Here is a 20,414-nt window from a genome sequence, read left to right on the forward strand (position 1 = left end):
ATATCTCTTGTCGAATCGTTGATATATTATAAGTTACGATAGATATATTCGAAAAATCGTTGATATATTGTAGGTTACGATAGATATATTTGAAAAATCGTTGATATAATTTCATTTTTTTCAGTAGTTTAATAGAGTAAAAAAAGAGCCAGCCTCAACGATGAGACTGACTCTTTTTTATAACTAGTTTAATACTTTAACTGTAACTGTTTTACGTCCCCAGCTACTTGATGTGCCTTTATCTGGCATTAAAACGTCGATTTTATTTCCTTTAATAGCTCCACCAGTATCACCAGCGATTGCTACTCCGTAACCTTCAACCCATACTTTTGAACCTAATGGAATGACACTTGGATCAACTGCAATTAGTTTCATGTTTGGATTAGCTGTTAAGTTGTGACCCATAGCTGATTTTACTTGGTCGCCTGCTTTATAACCATTTTCAAGTGGATCTGCTGTGTAAGCTGTTGCTACAACACGTAACTCACGAGAAGATGATGGTGCACTTGTTTCAGTTTCTTTTGCAGCAGGTTGTTGTGTAGCTGGTTTTTGAGCTTTAGCTGCTTCTTTAGCTTTAGCCGCTTCACGAGCTTCAGCTGCTTCTTGAGCCTTAGCCGCTTGAGCTTCAGCATCTGCTTGAGCTTTAGCCGCTTCACGAGCTTTAGCTGCTTCTTGAGCTTTAGCCGCTTCACGAGCTTTAGCTGCTTCTTGAGCCTTAGCCGCTGCTTGAGCTTCAGCATCTGCTTGAGCTTTAGCTGCTTCACGAGCTTTCGCCGCTTCTTGAGCTTTAGCTTCTGCTTGAGCTTCAGCATCTGCCTGAGCTTTAGCTGCTTCTTGAGCCTTAGCTGCTTCACGAGCTTTCGCCGCTTCTTGAGCTTTAACTTCTGCTTGAGCTTCAGCTGCTTCGCGAGCTTTAGTTGCTTCCACTGCTTTAGCTTTTGCTTGAGTTTCAGCTACTTCCTGAGCTTTAACTGCTTCACGAACTTTAGCTGTATCTTGAACTGTAGTTGTTTTTTCAGCTTTAACTACTGGTTGAACTTTAACTGGTGCTTTACCTGTTAAGTAAGGAACATGAACATAAGCTGTTTTTCCGTTATATTCAAATTGAATCCAATCATTTTGTACTTGGTGTGTTGTTTCGATTACATCATCTTTTTTCAACTTACCAAGAATCTCTGAATCTGTGTTTGCACTAGCACGTACGTTTAATACGTTTGCTGTTACGTAGTAAGTGTCTTTTGTATAGTCAGCGCTTATGAAAGCTTCTTTACCGCTATTCAATTGAACTTTTGACCAACCATTTTCTGTATGTAAAACATTTACTTTATATCCATCTAATAATTTTCCTACAACTTTTGATTCAGTAGTTGGGTTTTCTCGTACGTTTAGTACGTCAGTCGTTACGATAGTTTCTGCTTTAGCAGATGTTGTGAAAATCCCAAGACCAAAAACCGCTGCTGTTGCTATACCCATAAATTTTTTCATAATAGCCTCCATTGCATTTGTTTTCGTTGACCTCATTATAGCAACCATTATTTTCTTATTTGCGAAAAACATAAAATTACAAAGCTTTCGTAACGGGGCATTAATATTCTGTAACAATTCCATAAATATCCTGATAGCGCTTCCTTGTTGTTTTTTGGCGTATTAGGGCATATAAAACACAAAATGAGTAGTATTTCAATTACTATAACGTTAATAATATTACGGTAATTTTTCTTAAGTGTATCTATAGTGTTACAAAAGTAGTGTGTTTTACTGTTTAAATGAAAAAATAGTTATAGAATAATAATCTTTTTAGACGTGAAAAGATATAAATGAGGTGAAATTTAATGAAATATCGATATAATTGTTACAAAATCAGTCGAAGCATGGAAAAAATTACGCCTTGATTTTCGTCTGTTACATAGTATTTTTGCAATAATAGGATTAGATAATAGCCTTAGTAGCTATAAATAATGAAGAGTATTAGAATGATTGTTGTAACGTGAAACATATATAATAGAAGAAACTCAATTTAATAGGTAAATAAAAAACGCAGGAGTGTAAACTCCTACGTTTTTGTTTATTCATATCGTAAACATTCAATTGGATCAAGTTTTGCAGCTTTGTTAGCTGGTAGTAGTCCGAATGCAATACCGATTAGCATTGAAATACCTACTGCAAGAAGTCCAAGTTCTTTTGAGACAACGAGTGGCCATCCAGCAAAGATTGAGACGATCCAAGCGAAGAAAATACCGAGCATGAATCCGATGAAACCACCAAGTCCTGTTAAAATACAAGATTCGATTAAGAATTGTGTTAATACTTTACCACGTGTTGCACCAAGTGCTTTACGAATACCAATCTCACGTGTACGTTCTGTTACAGATACGAGCATGATGTTCATTACACCGATACCACCAACAAGTAAGGAAATAGCAGCAATACCACCGAATACCATTTTCATCATACCGATTGATTCGTCTAGTTGCTTCGTAAATTCACCCATGTCTTGCGCTTCAAATTTATGCTCAAATTTAGGGGCCTTCATGTCGTTTAAAACGGAAACGGCTTCTTTTTCTACATTTTTACGTTCCGATGGAGAAACGAGTGTTAATTTTACAGTGTCATACTCAGTTACTCCAGAAATGACAGGGGCGTTTTCAAGTGATGTATAACCTTCTGACATAGCCATTCCAAACTCATTTTTCGTTTCGTACACACCGACTACTTTATATGGTTTTCCTTTTATATCTGTGTATAAATTTGATTCCCAACCATTAAATAATTTATTAAAAGCTTCTTCATTTAATATAACAGCAGGAATTGCTTGGTTTAATTCGCTGTCGTTTAATTCACGACCGTGAACTAATTTTATTTTTGAATCTGTCATAAAGGCGCCTGTTCCACCTTTTAAATCAAGAGAGACATCTTTTGAACCAGCAGATGCTTTTACTTTCATACTTACATCTGGATAAACATCTTTAACTCCAGGAACAGATTGAAGACGTTTCAGCATATCAGATGTAATTTTAGCGTTATCTGGTCCATAATCAGGGTTTTTGTAGTAAATCGTTACTTCATTATCTTTTCCTTGGCCTAACTCTTTTTTAAACTTTGCGTTTGTACCATCACCCATTGAAATGATAGTAATAATGGCGCTAATACCGATAATAATACCTAGCATCGTTAAGATAGAACGCATTTTATGAGCAAAGATAGAGGAAAGGGCCATGCGTATATTTTCACTCGTGTTCAAAATTAACCTCTCCAATCTTGGACGATATTTCCGTCACGAATTACAATTTGACGTGCTGCAGCTTCCCCGATTTCACGGTCATGGGTAATCATAATGATTGTTGAGCCTTGTTTGTTTAATTCGTAAAAGAGGTCCATAATTTGTGTACTTGTTTTCGTATCAAGTGCTCCCGTCGGTTCATCGGCTAAAATGAATTTCGGGTTATTTACGATTGCACGTGCAACAGCGACACGCTGCTTTTGTCCACCTGACAATTCGTTCGGCAGGTGAGTAGCGCGATCAGCTAAGCCTACTTTTGTTAAAGCAGCTAATGAACGCTCACGTCTTTCTTTTTTATCAACTCCAGCGTAAATAAGAGGTAGCTCTACATTTTGAAGTGCTGTAAGTCTCGGTAATAACATGAAATTTTGGAATACGAATCCGATTTCTTTATTACGTACGTGTGCAAGTTCTGTTTCAGACATGTTTGAAATGTTTTGGCCAGCTAGCTCGTACGTGCCTGTCGTTGGTTTATCTAGGCAACCGATAATGTTCATTAATGTTGATTTACCAGAACCAGAAGGTCCCATAATTGAAGTGAATTCTCCTTGATTTAGTGTTACGTCAATTCCGTGTAATATTTGAACGGACTCTGCACCATTTTGGAAGGATTTCGTGATGCCTTTTAAGTTAATCATTCAACGACAACCTCCATACCATCTTTTAAGTCTTTTTCAGGTTTAGAGATAATTTTTTCTCCTTTTTTCACTCCAGATACTTTTGCTTCGCTATCTGTCTCGAATTCAACAGTAACCGCTTGTTCTTTCGCTTTACCGTCTTTTACAACGAAGACAACATTTTTGTCACCTTTTTTCACGATGCTGCTTTTCGGAACAATTGTACCAGTTGCTTCGCCAGATTTACTTGTTACGTAAACGTGGAATCCGTTTTGTAGTTCGTCACTATTATCTAATGTGACAGTGAATTGATAGTTGGAAACAGTTTTATTTTCGTCCATACTCTTTAATGGTGTAGAACCGATTTCTGTTACTTTTCCTGTCCAAGTCTTACCAGCGACAGTTTTTGATGAAACAGTTACTTCTTGCCCAACCTTCATACTAGCAAGCTCATATTCAGAAAGTTGACCTTTTACTTTAAATTGACCAGCGTGACGAAGAGTAATTCCACTCATACCTGTTTTTTCGTCAGCAGTTTTTACGATATCATCAATTACGCCATCAGCAGGACTTGTTACAGAAAGAGTGTTTACTTTCTCTTTTGCTGCTTTAATCATTTCATCAGCTTTTTCAACTTCAAACTTTTTCATTTCAATTTGTGATTCTAATTGCCCAACTTCAGCTTCTGATGCTTTTAATGCTTCAGCAGGAAGGCCTGCATTTTTGTCTTTTTGTAATTTTTGTTTCGCTGCATCAATTTGTTTTTGGAACAACGTTACTTCTTTTTGTGCGATTTTCTTTTGCATTTCTGCTTCTGTTACACCTTGTTTAGCAGTAGGATCATTGTATTTAAACAGAAGTTGACCTTTTTTCACTTCATCGCCTTTTTTAACAGCTAATTCATATGTTCCTTTTGTTGGATCGAATGAAATAGTTTCAATTCCGTTTGGAATAATTTCGCCACCAAATTTTTGTGCGTTTTGGATTTGTTTTTCCGTAACTTTATAACCGCTATATGCCATTGCTACTTCTGAACTGCCTCCAGCAAATGCAAAGTATGATCCAGCTGCAATTCCGATTGCTACTACACTAGTAATTAACACTTTATTTTTCTTCTTCATCTATTTATCACCTTTTCGTTCGTTTTAGTATCTACATTAAGTATAAAAGAGGAGAAGAATCTGACAAATCGTTTTAGCTTACAATAACCTTACAGTTTTGTAAGGTATGAATATGTAAATGTAAGGTAGAGCTTGTCCCAGTGTAAGCAAATGAATTGACTCGTTGTTTCTTTCTTACAATAATATTGTATGAAGGAGAGGAGGAAGGAAGATGGAAGCTTATTTTAGTGCACATCCATTAAAACCGTTTATTCCCTACTCAAGGCAACATGCCATTATATTATTTATTATGTTGGTGGGAATCGTTTTTTTATATCAATACCAAGATGTATTACGTCAAAATGAGTGGAATATAACGGTTCGATATGCGATTGCATTTCTATTTATAGGGAGTGAAATTGGACTGCATATGTGGGAGTGGAAAGCAGGGATTTTTGAGCTAGCTACTTCATTACCGTTTGAGTTATGTACAATTAGTTTGTTGTTAGCGTCGATTATGATTGTAACGAAAAGTTATCGAATATATGAGGTTGTATTTTTTACGGGAATTATTGGTGCATCACAAGCCATTTTAACGCCAAATTTGCAATATGCTTTTCCGCATTTTCGTTTCATTGAATATTTCATCGCACATGTATTGCTCATTTGGGCACCGCTCTTTATGACTTGGGTAGAAGGGTATCGTCCTACATTACAATCTATTAAACGTACGATGATATTTTTAAACATATTGATTCCGATTGTTTCGTTTGTAAATTACAAAACAGGTGGTAATTATATGTTTTTAGCCCATAAGCCAGAAACAGCTTCATTACTTGATATGTTAGGACCACATCCTTACTATATTATTTCATTAGAAATAGCTGCGCTTATTGGATGTTTTATTTTGTATATGCCATTTGTGAAAAGAGAAGGGCATGCGCATAAAGAATCACTAGGATCATAACCTAGTGATTTTTTTATATAAACATTTACAATTCAGAAAATTAAGAATAAAATTAGGGGGTAAATTATATAGAGAGAGAAGGGAAAACGTGGTCAAAAAAGTTTTTCTGAATGGGATGGAAGTGACGGTTCAATTTATTATTTCGATTTTGGGTATTATTTGTTTAGGGGCACTGCCGAAATTATTTTATGGATTTGAGCTGCATGCATCAAGGTACATACAGAGTTTAAAAGAAGTGTTTGTGAACTTAATGGATATTTCCAATTTGCAATATGTGAAAGGTAAATTTTTATTTCCGCAGCTGTTCGTCCATTATAAAGAAACAATTATTATATTTTTAGCTGCTTTTTTCATTTCATTATTTGTAGCATTTTGTATTGTTTATGTAATTATGAGTAGTTCACCGCGTATACAACATCGAATTAAATCATTTCTTATCTTCCTAGAATCCATTCCAGATATCCTTCTTATTTTAGTATCACAAATTTTAGTTGTATGGTTTTTTAAACAAACAGGTTTTTTACCTTTTCAAATTGCTTCAATTGGAGGCGAGTCGATTAGGGGGTTGCCAATATTGTGTTTGAGCATCCCGACTACGATTATGTTTGTAAAAATGGTCGTGCTTCGTTTTGAAAATGAACTAGAAAAAGATTATGTACTATTTGCTAAGGCGAAAGGGCTGGGGCGCTTTCATATTTTAAATCGTCATATTTTACGAAATGTGTTGCTTAGTACACTTTTCTTTGCGAAAACGAATATCTTTTTTATGTTATCTAATTTATATATTATAGAATGGATTTTTAATACGGGTGGTATTTTTATGTTTTTGAAATCGTATTTCGGTATTAGAGTTGAGGTTTTCATCGTTAGTGTGCTTCTTATATATATTCCGATTTTTATTTTATTTAAATTGTTTCATTATCTCATTCCGGCTGCGATGAAGGAGAGATTATAATATGTGGACGTATATAAAACGTGATAAAAGATTTTGGATAAGCATTGGGTTTCTTCTCCTATTAGTTCTTTTGAGCATCGGAAATACGTTATGGAATGATGGACATATTAGACAAGTTACATTGCAATATGATGCGGATGAAAATCCACAAGTGCCACCGTTTCCACCTTCATTACAATTTTTACTCGGGACAGACCGGAAAGGGTATGACCTGTTACATTTAGTCATTGAGGGCGCGAAGTGGACGATTGGTATATCTATTTTAATTGCGGCACTTAGAATGGTAATAGGTGTGTTTTTCGGTGTCGTACTCGGAACGTATATAAAAAGAGGATTTTCAAAAATTGAGGCTTTCTTTGATAGTTTTACAGTTATTCCGACAGTTATGATTGCGTATTTTTTTCTTCAATCTGCAAATGCATTTGGAAGCGGAGAGGAGACAACAACCTTTTTTGAAAGGGCTTCGTTTCAAGTGGTATTACTTGTACTGCTTGTAATGCCAGTTATTGCACTGTATGTGGCGAAGGAAGTTCGTAAATTGCGAACGGAAGAATTTGTTGATGCCGCGCGCATATTAGGTGGATCGAGAAGGCATATTGTTATAAAGCATATTTTCCCGCATCTCTATATGACGTTTATACTTGTATTTTTTCAGCAGTTTACGCAAACTCTTACTATTTTACTGCACTTAGGATTACTGGAAATATTCTTTGGCGGAACAGTTCAGTTTTTAGGACCGATAGAAGAAATAGACTCTTACACACATGAATGGTCAGGTTTAATTGGAGTCTATTTTAGATCATTAACAGTGAATCCATGGATCCCTCTCGTCCCAATTACATTTTTCGGGCTTACTATTTTTTCAGGAAATATGATTGTGAAAAGTATAGAAGAGGCGATGATGAAAGTAAGGTTAGGGGGAGAGATGAAGAAGGACGTTGTAGAAGAGGAACAATCTGCTGTGCAGTCAAAAGAAGAGTTATTTACTTTTAAACATACGATGTGAAGAGCCTGGGAAACTAGGTTCTTTTATTTTGTTATATTACAATATCGTAAGAGAGATGTAATAAAAATCGATAGGGGAGAAATGCAATTTCGTATACACTTCATGTATAGAGAAATGCGAGAGCGGGTGAAGGTATACGATGGATTTTTTAGAAGTATCAAAACGTAGTATAAAACGAAATGTGAAAGATTATTTTCTATACTTTATTTCATTAGTAGGCAGCATTATTATTTATTTTATATTCGTATCGATTAAACGAAATGAAAGTGTAGTAGCTCTTTTGAAAGAGTCAGATAAGGTGGAAACGACGTTTACGTTTGCACAAATTTTGTTAATTATCTTTTTAACGATATTTATTTTTTATTGTAATAGCTTCTTTTTGCGAAAGAAGAAAAAAGAAATTGCGCTATACAGTTTATTAGGTATCCGTAAAGAAGAAATTGCTAAGTTACTCTTTTATGAAACATTATTAGTTGGTGCTGCGGCAAGTGTATTAGGCATCATTTCAGGTTTGTTTATAGCCAATATATGTGCAGGACTTCTTGTGAAGTTAATGGGAAGTGCATTTACTTTTACATTTACGATTTCATTTTTATCAATAGTAGAAGTTCTTATAACGATAGGTGCCATTTTCTTTATTGCATCATGGAAAAGTAAAAAGTTAATTTATGAACATCGTTTAGTTGAATTATTGTACGGGGAAAATCAGAAAGAAGAGGCACCTACTTATTCAAGTAAGAAAGCGAAAAGTGCAATTGTATTACTTTTTATAGGGTATGTGGTGGCATTTTCAACTTTAATTTTTGGAGTAGTGATGTTACTTCTTACAGGGTTAGTCATTTTTGGATTAATTGTAAAAGGTACGTTTTTATTATTTGAGCAGTACACAGTGAAATCACTGCATAAAGTAAAAGAAGACAAGAAGAAATATTGGAATGGGACGAACATTTTATCAATTTCTTCATTGTTCTTTAGAATAAAAGGAAATGTAAAGATGCTGGCGTTATTATCTTTATTAAGTGCGGTAACACTATGCACAATTGGTATGAGTTCTAGTATGTATTATGGAGCGAAGAAAACGGCGAAACTTATGAATCCAGTTAGTTATGAGTATGTAACGACTGGGAAGGAATTAGATAAGAAAGTCAGTGAAGAGATTCAAAAACATGAGTTAGGAATTAAAAATGAAACGTCTATAACTATGCTCTCTATGCAAGGAAATATAGATGGAGAACAAATGTTAACAGGATATTTAATAGGTAATGGTAATGTACAAATTATAAAAGTGACAGATTATAATAAATTAGCTTCTATGTTAGGTCATAAACAAGTTATTCTCGGTTCTGAAAAGGAAGTTGTTTTATTAGATCCGTATAAATCATATAACATCGAAAAGAATTCTCTTGAAGGAAATCATGTGTCCTTTGAAGGAATGAAGAGTGGTTTAACAGTCGTTGATCACCGCGAAGAAACAGTTGTTAGTGCGAAACTTGCACCAGTGGGGCTTGTTGTTCAAGAGTCATTATTTAATAAGTTGCAGAAAGGAAAGGATGTTTCAACAGTTAGCGGATTTATCGTTGAAGGGAACGGCAGTAGAGAGCTAACGGAAAGAATAGGAGCTATTATTCCGAAAGAAGCGAAATTCCAATCATTTGAGAAGACGAATCAATCTGAATTGCAAGATGGTGCAGTATTATTATTTGCAAGTGTATTTTTAGGGATTGTCTTTATTCTTGCAACAGGCTGTATTTTATACTTTAAACAAATAACAGAAGCAATGGCAGAGCGACCGGCATACGGAATGTTAAAGAAAATCGGATTAACGAAGAAGGAAGCAAGGGAGTCTGTAAGAAAGCAAGTCGGTGCAATATTTTTAGCACCATTCATGCTTGCGATATGTCATACGTTCTTTGCGTTTTTAAGCTTGATGGGATTTGGAGGAATGTTTGAATATAGTCTTCCTCTGCTCGGTAGTATAGGGGTATATATCGTGATTTACTTTGGTTATTATATGTTAACGGTTCGTTCGTACACGAATACAGTATTTAATGATAGAAAATAAAAAGAAGCAAGCATGGATTTCATGCTTGCTTCTTTTCTTTATTTTGTAGAAACTTCACCTGCAGCTTCTGTTTGCGGAATAAAGTATCCAATTATACCACCGATTATTGCTGGAATGATCCAGCCAATTCCTAAGTTATAAAATGGAATGGTGTGTACGATATTAGCGATAAAACTTGGTATCATTTCCACATTATCAAGTGCATGAATACAGCTAATAATAAACGCTGCAATCATCGCTCCAATGTAGACAGAAGGTTTACGTTTCGTATATTTATCGATAAATGATACGAAAACTAAAATGATCGTAATTGGGTACAAAATAATTAATACAGGTAGTGTGATTTTAATTAATAAGCTTAATCCTAAGTTTGAAATAACGAAACTAAAGATACAAACGTATAGTACAAGCTTTTTGTATGAAACATTTGTTAGCACTGTTGTGAAGTAATTTGCAAATGCACTTACAACACCAATTGCCGTCGTTAAACAAGCGAAGATAATGGCGATACTTAATAAAATATTACCGCTTGTCCCAAAGAATTGATACATAACAGTAGCTAATAGCTGACCACCGTTTTCGAATTGCCCTAAGTTTCCGTTTGAAGCTCCGATATAACCGAGTAAGAAGTAAACGATTGTTAAGAATAGAGCAGCAATACTTCCGCAAATGATTGTATATTTTGCGATAGATTTCTTCTCTTGTATACCGTTTTGACGAATTGCATTTACAACAATTGTTGATAGTACGAGAGCGCCAATTGCATCTAACGTTAAAAATCCTTCAAGAAATCCTTTGAAAAACGGGATGTCTTTATAGTCACCGATAGGCTCTGCAAACGTTCCTGGTGAAAGAATCGCTTTTGTTGCCATAATTGCAATAATTACAAGTAAAATTGGTGTTAATATTTTACCGATATGATCTACTAGCTTGGATGGATTTAATGATAAGAAGTAAACGCCTGTAAAGAAAATCGCACTAAAAACTAACATAGAATACCATTGATCTGGGAAAAGTGGTGCAATCCCGATTTCGTAAGATACAGATCCAGTTCGTGGAATAACAAATAGTGGGCCGATTGAAAGATAAATAATGATAGCGAATACTGCTGCGAATTTTGGATGAACACGGCTCGCTAAAGTGTTAAAACTACCACCAGCAAGGGCAACAGCAACGATAGCAAGTAAAGATAAACCGACGTCTGTAATAATAAATCCTGTAATGGAAACCCACATATTTTCTCCGGAAGAAAGACCAAGAAGGGGCGGGAAAATCATATTACCAGCACCGAAGAAAACTGCGAATAGTAATAAACTAATCGAAAGTATTTGCGCTGGTTTTAAAGTTGTACGCATATAAAGAAAATCCTCCTAATGAGTGTTTTTGTCGAAAATTCAAATAATTTGTCGAGTAACTGTTATTATTTTAAAGGTCTGATGACTAGAAAGCAATAGGGAATTTTGAAAATATTAAAAAATAATGCATTAAATCGAATAAATATACTATTTATATGTTTAATAGGAAGGATTTAACTTTTAACATAAAAAAACACATATCGCTAGGATATGTGTATTAAAAATATATTTTTCTATCGCGTTCTTCTTTTAAAATTTCAACTGCTTCTCGGAAGCGTTGTGAATGGACAATTTCTCGTTCGCGTAAAAAGCGTAAGCTGTCATTTATGTCGGGATCGTCTGATAAATCAATGAGCCATTGATAAGTTGCTCGTGCTTTTTCTTCAGCGGCAATATCTTCATATAAATCTGCGATAGGATCACCTTTTGCTTGAATATAAGTAGCAGTAAAAGGAACACCACCGGCATTATGATAAAACAAGGCACTATCGTGATTAGCGTACTGTGCATCTAATCCAGCAGCTTTCATTTGTTCAGGTGTTGCATCTTTCGTTAATTTATAAATCATTGTAGCAATCATTTCTAGGTGTGCGAATTCTTCGGTGCCAATATCGGTCAGCAAGCCAACGACTTTGTCAGGAATCGTATACCGTTGATTTAAGTAGCGAAGGGCAGCTGCGAGTTCACCATCTGCACCTCCGTATTGTTCAACTAATAATTTTGCGAGTGCTGGATTACAGGTGCTTACTTTAACAGGGTATTGTAATTTTTTCTCATAAATCCACATAGTGTCTCTCCTTTATATTTGCCATGGCCAAGGCCCTTTGCTCCATTCCCATGGAGCGTTAGAATAACTATTTCCAAACTGTTGAAGTGGCCCGTATTTTCCTTCAATTTTTTGCTGTAATATTCTTCGTTTATAGGAGAAATCATTGAATTGATTTATAGCGGCGGTATCGTTAGGATGTGTATCTAAATAGAGGGTAAGTTCAACTAATACAAAGTCCAGTTCTTGTAGTTCTTCAATCCATTTGTAATATTCATCAGGCAATATTTGTGTCACGTTGTTAGTCACGTCCTTTTTTGTAAGGATTTTCATAATAATCATAAAAAGCAGGCCATAAAGTCCCTTTTCTTAAAGCTTCTTTTGGTGGGAATTGGGGTAAGTTAGGTGGCTGAAAGCCCATAAACAGGTGAGGGGGTGTTGAGTAATATTTTTTCCCAATTGGAGGGCAAGGATCGTTTGGTCCATGAAAAGGTATGTAGGATTTCATGTATTTGTCCATGTTACACGCCTCCTTTATTAATGAGATATTCATCACTACGTATTGTATTCATACATAATTGTAAATTATGACTCATATAGAAAACTAAAAGGGGCAGGAGGAGTGCGGATGGAAAGGATTACAACATGCATTGTATTAGAATCTAAAAACTTAAAGGAAACATTATATTTTTATGAAGGGATTCTAGGTTTCACACCGAGTAAGGAGAGACCACAATTACGTGTAACAGGTGTTTGGTATGATATTGGTTCAACGAGAATTTGTTTTGTTGTACACCGGGGACTGGGAGAGTATAGAGAGACTGTCACATCAACAGTAGAGGAACTATTTTTTAAAACTACAAATATCGATCAGATAAAGAAAAAATTGGAGTTTTATCATATATCATTTGTAGAGGAATGTGATGGTGAAGAAGTAAGAATAACTTTATATGATCCGGATCATGTTAAGATCCAACTTGTTTCAACAAAGAATATAGAATAGTGTCTTTTATAATGTAATAATCTGAATAGCATATGAAAAAAATATTGACAAGCTTAGGTAAATATTTTAATGTGATTGTATAAAATTGTGTATATAAAGGGGAGTAACTTATTACAGTAAAGTCGTCATTACAGGGAGAAACCCTCGGCTTTATTGGCAACGTTTCGTTGTTAGTGAGACCTTTACCAGCAATGGTAGAGGCCCCTTATTGTCTTTTTTAGGACCCTTACCACGTTTGGTAGGGTCCTTTTTGTATACAAAGAGAGGAGATATAAAAATGAAAAAACTTATTAGTAGATTAAGAGTTGTATTTCATGTTCGCCGATTTGTTCCATTCCTATTTGACTTTTTCACTTCAAAAGAGGTTTCAATAAAGAAGAAAATTTTATCTATTGCATTTTTAGTTGGTTATGTTGCGATGCCGCTCGATTTAATTCCAGACTTCTTACCGTTTATCGGTATTTTAGATGATATTGGAATTGTGTTATTTATTTTGAACCGAATTGTAAAAATGGCGCCAGTTCAATTACAAGAAAAGCATAACGTAAATGTAGGATAGGAGTTAAAAATATGGAGCAAATTATTTTAGATATAATCGAATTTTTAAAGCAGTTTTCTTATTTTGGAGTTGTGTTAGCATTAACGTTTGAATTTATTCCGGCAGAAGTAGTTTTGCCCATGGTTGGGTATTGGGTATACGAGGGTGATATGAATTTTTGGCTTGCTGTACTAGCCGGAACGCTTGGTGGAACGACAGGACCGTTAACGTTATACGCACTCGGTTATTACGGTGGCCGTCCTCTATTAATAAAATACGGGAAATACTTCTTCATTAAAGAAGAACAAATTCAAAAAGCAGATGATTTCTTCGAGAAATATGGACCGGTTGTAGCATTTGTTGGACGCTTTGTACCGGGAGTTAGAACGCTTATTTCTGTTCCATGTGGTATGGCGAAAATGAACATATGGAAATTCAGCATATATACATTTGTAGCAATGTTCCCGTTAACGACTTTGTATGTTTATTTTGGAATGAAATTAGGTCCGCATTGGGAAAAAGCAGCGGGTGTTGTTGGACAATACATGCTACCAATATTAGGAGGCGTTATTCTTATCGTGGCTAGTATCTTTGTCTATAAATATATGAAGAAAAGAAACAAAACGGAATCTATCTAGTCATTTGAATATTTTTTGAAAATAGATGAATAGTACAGGCAAAAGACTCTGAGGGACATACACATATAGGGAATATAAAAGAGAGAGGGGAAACAACTATGTCTTGTGAGTGCTCAGGGTCCGCATTAACTTGTTGTCCAGATAAAAATTATGTGCAAGATAAAGTGTGTAGTCCGTGGTCTGCTACTGTAGTTGCAACAGCAATTGATAATGTTCTCTATACAAATAATATTAACCAAAACGTAGTTGGTACTGGTTTTGTTAAATATGATGTTGGACCAGGCCCAATTACTGTAGAGGTACTTGATTCTGCTGGGGGTACAATTGATACACAAACATTGAACCCAGGAACGAGTATTGCTTTTACGTATCGCCGCTTTGACAGTATACAAGTTGTGTTACCTGCAACACCTGCTGGAACGTATCAGGGAGAATTTTGTATTACAACACGTTATCCACTTTCATAGCAGAATAGGAGAGGATCGAAATGGGAATGAGAAGTTCCAGTTTGTCTTGTTGTTCTAATAAAACACTTGTGCAAGACCAAGTATGTACAGACTGGTCTATTACAGGTGCTGGTACTCAAATTGTATATACAAATAATATCACGCAAGAAGTATATGGTTCAGGTTACGTGAAGTATGATGTAGGTGCCAACCCGATTACAGTTGATTTTTTAGTAGGTGCAACAGTAGTTGATACAATTACTGTACAACCACAAAGTAGTGGTACTTTCACTGTCCGATATTTTACTACTGTCCGAATTACTACGACAGGAACGACTGTTAATCAAGGCGAGTTTTGTATTACAGTACGTTATCCAATTTCATAAAAAAGCATACCGTAAATGGTATGCTTTTTTATGAAATTGGTATTCTATAAGCAACATGTAAATTCGCAACAGTACTTGCCTTCTAAATATAGTGAAGGATTACTTGTTATATTGATAATACTGACCGAGTGTAAATCTTTTCCTGTGTACGATATTGTATTACCAGGAAACACAGTGAAAATATTGGTTACTGTTCCAACGATTTGAATTGTAATTGCTTCGGTGCTGCTAGTACTATTGTAAACCGAGACAGTACCTGATATAAGTAATATCCCATCACTTTGCCATAGTATCATTGATTGTGATGCATCTTTGGCAGATGGGATGGTGTTATTAGTTATGAGGAAATTCCCTGCAAATTCATTTGTTACTCGCTCGCAATTTGGATTTGGAGGAGGGGGCGGTGGACAAGGGTCTGGACAAATAATAGATAAAGGAGCGAAACAACCGATATTTTTTTTATTCTTCAATACAACCCCTCCTTTTAAGTTGTCTTTTACTACTATTAAATGTAAAAGCATGGCCGATGTGTTAAAAAAAGAAGGAAATATTAAAAATTAAGATTGTCTAATAGGCTTAAACCTTAACTTATCATTAGCGTTATAGAAAAGATTATATGTGAATAGTCATAGGAAAAGAATGATCAGACTCTTTTAGACAAAAGGTGGTTGTATACAATAGTACGAGGAATGTTGGACTTAATTTCTAATTAACTGTATATTTACAAAAATCTAATAAAATTCATTTGTTATTTAAACGACATTAACATGTATTAGATAAAATAGCCCTTGTAATGAATCAATTATTATGAGGAGGATTCACGTGGACAGAACTGCTTTAAGAAAAGTAAAAGGCCTTATTGGATTATTAATGGTTTTTGTATTAGCGTTCGTATCATTTCCGTGGAGTACATCAGTCAAGGCAGAAGAGAAAAAGCAAGAAAAGGCATCAAGTGAGAAGAAGATAGTTTTTCCAGTTGTAAGTGATGTGCATATTAAAAATAGTGGAACGGATGATACGTTTCGCTGGAAAAGAGCGATTGAACAGTTTAATACATTAGCACCGAAGCAAGATGCATTTGTTATTGTAGGTGATTTCACAGATACAGGATCAGTGCAGCAATATGATCGTTTCATGCAAGTGTATAATGAAAATGCAAATAAAGATGCAGTGCGAATGAATTCACTCGGTAACCATGATTATTGGAACGGTTTATCTGTAGAGGGTGCACAGAAGCGTTTCTTAGAAAAAACAGGTATGGAATCAATTTATTATCATAAAGTGGTAAAAGGTTATCACTTCCTTGTTATGTCTCCAGAGAATGGAACAACTCATGGATATTATTCAGACAAGCAAATTAATTGGTTAAAAGAAGAAATGGCGAAAGCGCAAAAAGATGATCCAACAAAACCAATTTTCGTATTTTTACATCAACATATTAAAGATACAGTGTACGGTAGTCATGAATGGGGAACACAAGATAGCGCAAAAATTAATACAGTATTAAAGGAATATCCACAAGTTATTACATTTTCGGGTCATTCGCATTATCCGTTAGACGATCCAAGATCGATTCATCAAAAAGACTTTACATCAGTTGGTACATCTTCAGTAAGTTATATGGAAGTTGAAGGTGGTAAAGTACAAGGGAATATCCCGCCAGGAGCTAGTACGTTAAGCCAAGGTTTATTAGTAGAAGTAGATGATGAAGAAGTAACGATTAATCGTCGTGATTTCCATACGAATTCTTGGACAGGCGAGCCTTGGAAAATTAAATTACCAGCAAAGAAAGAAACATTTACACATGTAGAAGATCGTGATAAAGAAAAGCCTTACTTTGCTAAGGATGCAAAGCTTGCTGTATCAAATGTAACAGAAAATGCGGCAACAGTAACATTCCCGCAAGCATTGGACAACCTTCTTGTTCATTCTTATCGTGTACAAGCTAGAGATAAGCAGACGGGAGAAATAAAGAATAAATTGTTAGCATTCTCAGAGTTTTATCGTGATCCAGTGCCAAAAGACCTTACATTTACACTTGCAGGATTAGATGGCGGGAAAACATATACACTTGAAGTCGTTGCAATCGATTCATTTGGCAATGAAACCGCACAGCCGTTAACTGCGGAAATTACTACGAAAAAAGATAATATTGACCCGAATGTGAAAGTACCAAAAGCTGATGTTTTCGATGTAAACTTTGCAGATGGTACATTTAAAGACAATTCACCATTTGGTACAAAAGGTGATGTGAAGGGCAATGTGGTTATTGAATATGATAAAGCATTGAAAAAGAATGTGATGAAATTAAACGGACAATCTAATACATTTGGATACCTTCCATTTTCAGCGGCACAAAAAGAGAAAGTAGCAAATACATTTACGCTAGAAACGGTATTTTCAATGAATCAAATCCGTGGCCAAGGTATTTTGCAAAATACAGAGAGCGGCGGAATTGGATTTGAGTCTACAGGAAGTGGATATGTTGAATTATGGGCTCACATTGGTGGCAGCTATAAACGTGTTGGAGTTCAATTAGAAGCGAACAAAACGTATCATTTAACAGGAACGTATAACGGAAGTGAAGTGGCAATTTACGTAGATGGTAAAAAAGTAAATAGTCAGCCAGCTACTGGGAAAGTGTATCATCCAAACGTACCATTTGCATTTGGAGCGGATCCTGATAGTAACGGAAATGGTGGTATTCCGTTAAATGGACAAATCGCGCTTGCGAAATTATATAGTAAAGCGTTAAGTTCTTCAGAAGTATTAGCGGCGTACAATGAGTTCTCTAACCGTACGAAGTTAGAGCAAGTAAATGCGTTATTTGAAGAGCTTAGAAAAGTAAAAGAAGTGTTAGCTGGAACGTATGGATTTGGAGATAAGCCAGGTCAATATTCAAAGGAAGCATTTCAAGAATTAGAGAAAAGCTATAATAACGCAAAACAAGTGTTTGAAAATGTAGGGAGTACGGGAGAGCAAATCGTTCAAACATATAACGAATTAAAAACAGCTAATGTAACATTTGTACAATCTAAAGTAGTAGAACAACCGAAAACACCGAAAGAAAAATTACAAATCAATATTGAATCTGCAAAAGTAGTAGTGAAAAAAGCTCAAGATGCAAATGTAACGGACGGTTCAGTGAAAGCACTGAGTCAAAAAATTACAGTGGCCGAAGCTGTAGTGAAAGATGTAAAAGTAAAAGATGCACAGGTAGAAACGATGAATCGTACATTAGAGCATGCGATTTCACTCGTTGAAAAAAGTATGAACAAATAAGAGAGAGGAAAAGAAGCTTATCATGATAGGCTTCTTTTTTGTTATACTAAAAGTAGTATAGAATGAAGGAGCGAATAATTTGGAACAGAAAAAGCTAAAAAGAATTCTTGAATATGTATGGATCGCGGTTGTGCTCCTTGTAGGATATTATTTCTTAAAAGAGAAAAGTATTTGGGTTTTATTTTTAATGACTTTCTTATTAGCAGGACTAGGAACGTTATTTATTAACTTTTTCTTTGATAGTTTGAATGCCTGGAAGAATAAAAAGAAGGGAACGAAGTAAAGGAGGGAATATATGCAAAAGTGGAAGCTCATATATCAGGTGATTATTTTCCTATTGCTTGTAGGTATTGGAATGGTTAAATACGCAACGCCAATAGGAAATTGGGCATGGTTTACAGCTTGCATCGGCATATTTTTCATTTTACAATCGTTAACGAAAAAATATAATAGTACAGAAAAATAGCTCGCCGCTAAAACGGCGAGCTATTTTGTTATGCTTTTTTCTTTTCATCATTCGTTTTTTCGGTAGCTAAGTGACTATGCTTTCTAGAGTAGAAGAAATAGAAGCATAAGCCGACTATAAGCCAAACTGCAAAGCTAATCCATGTTGTTTTAGACAAATTGATCATTAAATATAAGCAGCAAAGAATCGCGACAACTGGTAATACAGGTACGAAAGGTGTACGGAATCCGCGTTTTAAGTCAGGATGTGTTTTTCGTAAAATAAGTACTGCGCAGCAAACGAATGTAAAGGCTGTTAACGTACCGATGTTTACTAAATTCGCTAGCAAATGTAAATCTAAAAGTCCTGCTAATAAAGCGGCAACAACGCCAGTAATCCACGTGTTTAATAAAGGGATTTTTACTCTTTTATTTACACGTGATAACGCTTTTGGAAGTAGACCGTCACGGCTCATCGCATACGAAACGCGAACTTGTCCATACATAACGACTAAAAGGACGGTTGTCATTCCAGTCATCGCTCCAACAGCGAGTAGTCCTGCAATTGTGTCCTCACCAACGAAATGCAATGCAAATGCAACTGGATCAGAAACGTCTAATTGCGTATAAGGAACCATACCTGTTAAAACGAAAGATACGATCATATATAAAACAGTACAAATAAGAAGAGAACCGATAATACCAATTGGTAAGTCACGCTGCGGTTTTTTCGTTTCTTCTGCAGCGGTTGCGATTGCATCAAAACCTAAAAAGGCGAAGAATACAGTGGCAGCTCCGGTAATAATACCGTCGTATCCGAATGGAATGAACGGTGTCCAGTTTTCAGGCTTTACATATTTTGCGCCTGCTACGATAAAGGCAATGATAACAGCTAGTTTAATAAGAACCATAATATTATTAATGCGTGCACTTTCACGTATACCAAAACTTAAAAGGCCGGTAATAAGAAGTAAAATGCAGACAGCTGGTAAATCGATGAGACCACCTTTTCCTACGCCGGGGGCTGAGGCGATTATGGCGGGCAGGTGTATATTGAATCCTTGTAGTAATGATTGCAAATAACCAGACCAACCGACAGCTACTGCCGCGACTGCAAGTAAATATTCGAGCATTAAACACCATCCGACGATGAAGGCGACGACTTCTCCGACTGTCATATATGCATAAGTATACACACTTCCTGAGACAGGAATAGAAGAAGCAAATTCAGCATAACAAAAGGCTACACAAGCACAAGTAAATGCAGCAATAAGGAATGATAGCATAATACCAGGACCAGAATGTTTTGCTGCAACAATACCTGTTAATACAAAGATCCCTGTCCCAATTACGGCGCCGATTCCTAAGAACGTTAAATCGAGTGCTGTTAATGTTCTCTCGAGTTGCTTTGGTGATTCAGTACTAAGCGCTTTTTTTCGTAATAATGACTTCACTTTGGACTCTCCCTCCATTTTTTCATTTCCATAACGGCGGCTATAGTATGAGCCCATGAGAAAAGAGTAAGTAAGGAAGTGGAGGTGCAGTTATGGTATGTAGTTTTTTAAAATT

At 35.7% G+C, this 20,414-nt stretch carries 23 protein-coding genes; 13 read left to right on the forward strand and 10 right to left on the reverse strand.

Translation table 11 applies throughout. The annotated features are described in order from the left end of the window. Positions 1 to 183 precede the first annotated feature (183 nt). The 4 genes from entC to RT27_RS17280 all read right to left on the reverse strand — a co-directional run bounded on the left by entC (position 184) and on the right by RT27_RS17280 (position 5,018). Positions 184 to 1,608 carry a cell wall-binding protein EntC gene (entC, locus tag RT27_RS17265; RefSeq protein ID WP_043936772.1) on the reverse strand — a complete coding sequence of 475 codons (1,425 nt, stop codon included), beginning with the start codon at positions 1,606 to 1,608 and terminating at the stop codon, positions 184 to 186. 457 nt (positions 1,609 to 2,065) lie between these two features. Beyond that, positions 2,066 to 3,241 carry an ABC transporter permease gene (locus tag RT27_RS17270; RefSeq protein WP_016082750.1) on the reverse strand — a complete coding sequence of 392 codons (1,176 nt, stop codon included), beginning with the start codon at positions 3,239 to 3,241 and terminating at the stop codon, positions 2,066 to 2,068. 2 nt (positions 3,242 to 3,243) lie between these two features. Next, positions 3,244 to 3,918: an ABC transporter ATP-binding protein gene (locus RT27_RS17275; RefSeq protein ID WP_000609100.1), complete on the reverse strand. Its 675-nt coding sequence runs from the start codon at positions 3,916 to 3,918 to the stop codon at positions 3,244 to 3,246. Continuing rightward, positions 3,915 to 5,018: an efflux RND transporter periplasmic adaptor subunit gene (locus tag RT27_RS17280; RefSeq protein WP_029441687.1), complete on the reverse strand. Its 1,104-nt coding sequence runs from the start codon at positions 5,016 to 5,018 to the stop codon at positions 3,915 to 3,917. Before RT27_RS17280 ends, RT27_RS17275 begins: the two co-directional genes overlap by 4 nt. 211 nt (positions 5,019 to 5,229) lie before the next feature. Between RT27_RS17280 and RT27_RS17285 the strand changes: the two genes are divergently transcribed. The 4 genes from RT27_RS17285 to RT27_RS17300 all read left to right on the forward strand — a co-directional run bounded on the left by RT27_RS17285 (position 5,230) and on the right by RT27_RS17300 (position 9,987). Beyond that, the gene (locus RT27_RS17285) at positions 5,230 to 5,964 is read left to right on the forward strand and encodes a TIGR02206 family membrane protein (protein WP_029441688.1); all 735 of its coding nucleotides are present in this window, start codon (positions 5,230 to 5,232) and stop codon (positions 5,962 to 5,964) included. 88 nt (positions 5,965 to 6,052) lie between these two features. Next, positions 6,053 to 6,919, forward strand: a complete 867-nt coding sequence (locus RT27_RS17290; RefSeq protein WP_016082747.1) for an ABC transporter permease subunit — start codon at positions 6,053 to 6,055, stop codon at positions 6,917 to 6,919. A gap of 1 nt (position 6,920) precedes the next feature. Then, positions 6,921 to 7,925, forward strand: coding sequence for an ABC transporter permease subunit (locus RT27_RS17295; protein WP_043936774.1), 1,005 nt, complete (start codon positions 6,921 to 6,923; stop codon positions 7,923 to 7,925). A gap of 139 nt (positions 7,926 to 8,064) precedes the next feature. Beyond that, entirely contained in the window at positions 8,065 to 9,987 is a 1,923-nt protein-coding gene (locus tag RT27_RS17300) for an ABC transporter permease (RefSeq protein WP_043936775.1), read from the forward strand. A 38-nt stretch (positions 9,988 to 10,025) separates the two neighbouring features. On the opposite strand, the gene brnQ is transcribed toward RT27_RS17300, so the two are convergent. The 4 genes from brnQ to RT27_RS17320 all read right to left on the reverse strand — a co-directional run bounded on the left by brnQ (position 10,026) and on the right by RT27_RS17320 (position 12,628). Further along, on the reverse strand, positions 10,026 to 11,342 hold the full coding sequence (gene brnQ / locus RT27_RS17305) for a branched-chain amino acid transport system II carrier protein (RefSeq protein WP_043936777.1): 1,317 nt from the start codon (positions 11,340 to 11,342) through the stop codon (positions 10,026 to 10,028). A 217-nt stretch (positions 11,343 to 11,559) separates the two neighbouring features. Further along, positions 11,560 to 12,129, reverse strand: a complete 570-nt coding sequence (gene cotJC / locus RT27_RS17310) for a spore coat protein CotJC (RefSeq protein WP_002170510.1) — start codon at positions 12,127 to 12,129, stop codon at positions 11,560 to 11,562. Positions 12,130 to 12,141: 12 nt separating this feature from the next. Further along, on the reverse strand, positions 12,142 to 12,405 hold the full coding sequence (locus tag RT27_RS17315) for a spore coat protein CotJB (RefSeq protein WP_016082743.1): 264 nt from the start codon (positions 12,403 to 12,405) through the stop codon (positions 12,142 to 12,144). Between the two features lie 4 nt (positions 12,406 to 12,409). Next, positions 12,410 to 12,628: a spore coat associated protein CotJA gene (locus tag RT27_RS17320; RefSeq protein WP_029441692.1), complete on the reverse strand. Its 219-nt coding sequence runs from the start codon at positions 12,626 to 12,628 to the stop codon at positions 12,410 to 12,412. 108 nt (positions 12,629 to 12,736) lie between these two features. Here RT27_RS17320 and RT27_RS17325 point away from each other — a divergent pair, with 108 nt between their 5' ends. The 5 genes from RT27_RS17325 to RT27_RS17345 all read left to right on the forward strand — a co-directional run bounded on the left by RT27_RS17325 (position 12,737) and on the right by RT27_RS17345 (position 15,119). Then, positions 12,737 to 13,111, forward strand: a complete 375-nt coding sequence (locus RT27_RS17325; RefSeq protein ID WP_016082741.1) for a VOC family protein — start codon at positions 12,737 to 12,739, stop codon at positions 13,109 to 13,111. A 277-nt stretch (positions 13,112 to 13,388) separates the two neighbouring features. After that, positions 13,389 to 13,670, forward strand: coding sequence for a DUF1232 domain-containing protein (locus tag RT27_RS17330; protein ID WP_000733844.1), 282 nt, complete (start codon positions 13,389 to 13,391; stop codon positions 13,668 to 13,670). A gap of 11 nt (positions 13,671 to 13,681) precedes the next feature. Further along, positions 13,682 to 14,287 (forward strand): DedA family protein, encoded by a 606-nt coding sequence (locus RT27_RS17335; RefSeq protein ID WP_016082740.1) that lies wholly within the window; start codon positions 13,682 to 13,684, stop codon positions 14,285 to 14,287. A gap of 98 nt (positions 14,288 to 14,385) precedes the next feature. Next, complete coding sequence (locus RT27_RS17340) at positions 14,386 to 14,754, forward strand: DUF3992 domain-containing protein (RefSeq protein WP_001277542.1); 369 nt, start codon at positions 14,386 to 14,388, stop codon at positions 14,752 to 14,754. Positions 14,755 to 14,774: 20 nt separating this feature from the next. Beyond that, complete coding sequence (locus RT27_RS17345) at positions 14,775 to 15,119, forward strand: S-Ena type endospore appendage (RefSeq protein ID WP_000525819.1); 345 nt, start codon at positions 14,775 to 14,777, stop codon at positions 15,117 to 15,119. A 44-nt stretch (positions 15,120 to 15,163) separates the two neighbouring features. Here the strand turns inward: RT27_RS17345 and RT27_RS33620 are convergent, their stop codons facing one another. Further along, positions 15,164 to 15,547 (reverse strand): S-Ena type endospore appendage, encoded by a 384-nt coding sequence (locus RT27_RS33620; RefSeq protein ID WP_224413872.1) that lies wholly within the window; start codon positions 15,545 to 15,547, stop codon positions 15,164 to 15,166. Here RT27_RS33620 and RT27_RS36255 point away from each other — a divergent pair. The 4 genes from RT27_RS36255 (at position 15,432) to RT27_RS35270 (ending at position 18,867) form a co-directional block, all read left to right on the forward strand. After that, a complete protein-coding gene (locus RT27_RS36255; RefSeq protein WP_003269593.1) occupies positions 15,432 to 15,680 on the forward strand; it encodes a hypothetical protein in 249 nt (82 codons plus the stop codon). The genes RT27_RS33620 and RT27_RS36255 overlap by 116 nt on opposite strands. 261 nt (positions 15,681 to 15,941) lie before the next feature. Further along, complete coding sequence (locus RT27_RS17355) at positions 15,942 to 18,401, forward strand: FN3 and LamG domain-containing metallophosphoesterase family protein (protein WP_043936779.1); 2,460 nt, start codon at positions 15,942 to 15,944, stop codon at positions 18,399 to 18,401. A gap of 79 nt (positions 18,402 to 18,480) precedes the next feature. Beyond that, complete coding sequence (locus RT27_RS17360) at positions 18,481 to 18,684, forward strand: hypothetical protein (RefSeq protein WP_000435797.1); 204 nt, start codon at positions 18,481 to 18,483, stop codon at positions 18,682 to 18,684. Positions 18,685 to 18,696: 12 nt separating this feature from the next. Then, positions 18,697 to 18,867: a hypothetical protein gene (locus tag RT27_RS35270; RefSeq protein WP_016082737.1), complete on the forward strand. Its 171-nt coding sequence runs from the start codon at positions 18,697 to 18,699 to the stop codon at positions 18,865 to 18,867. 28 nt (positions 18,868 to 18,895) lie between these two features. On the opposite strand, the gene RT27_RS17370 is transcribed toward RT27_RS35270, so the two are convergent. Next, positions 18,896 to 20,356, reverse strand: coding sequence for an amino acid permease (locus tag RT27_RS17370; protein ID WP_172452147.1), 1,461 nt, complete (start codon positions 20,354 to 20,356; stop codon positions 18,896 to 18,898). Between the last annotated feature and the right edge of the window lie 58 nt (positions 20,357 to 20,414).

The organism is Bacillus sp. L_1B0_5, assembly GCF_000836715.1.
GTDB classification, from domain to species: domain Bacteria; phylum Bacillota; class Bacilli; order Bacillales; family Bacillaceae_G; genus Bacillus_A; species Bacillus_A thuringiensis_S.